This window comes from Mesorhizobium sp. M8A.F.Ca.ET.208.01.1.1, from assembly GCF_004791315.1.
Classification (GTDB): domain Bacteria; phylum Pseudomonadota; class Alphaproteobacteria; order Rhizobiales; family Rhizobiaceae; genus Mesorhizobium.
In genome coordinates this window covers 1-322 of the sequence record NZ_SRUT01000219.1, presented here as the reverse complement: position 1 = coordinate 322, position 322 = coordinate 1, and the positions used below count along the sequence as shown (strand labels likewise).

General features: G+C 66.1%; 1 protein-coding gene. It reads left to right on the top strand.

All coding sequences use genetic code 11. From position 1 onward, the window contains the following. A partial coding sequence (locus tag EN851_RS35005; protein ID WP_135931096.1) for a DUF4142 domain-containing protein occupies positions 1–322 on the top strand: 322 nt, incomplete at both ends.

The following is a 322-nucleotide window of genomic DNA, read 5'->3' as shown; positions in this document are numbered from 1 at the left end:
TCCGACAGACCGCCGCCCTCGCCGCTTTCCTCCTTGTCAGCGCCACGCCGCTGGCCGGCGCCGCCGAAAAGCCCACCGATCCGCAGATCGCCCATATCGCCTACACGGCCGGCACGCTCGACATCGAGGCGGCAAAGCTGGCGATCAAGAAGTCCAAGACCAAGGAAGTCGTCGACTTCGCCAAGGACATGGAGCGCGACCATGAGGCGGTGAACAGCCAGGCGCTCGCCCTGGTGAAGAAGCTGAACGTCAAGCCCGAAGACAATGCCACCAGCTTGGCGCGCTCCTCCTTCGCGGCCTTCGCCAGCGCCTGGCTGGTGGC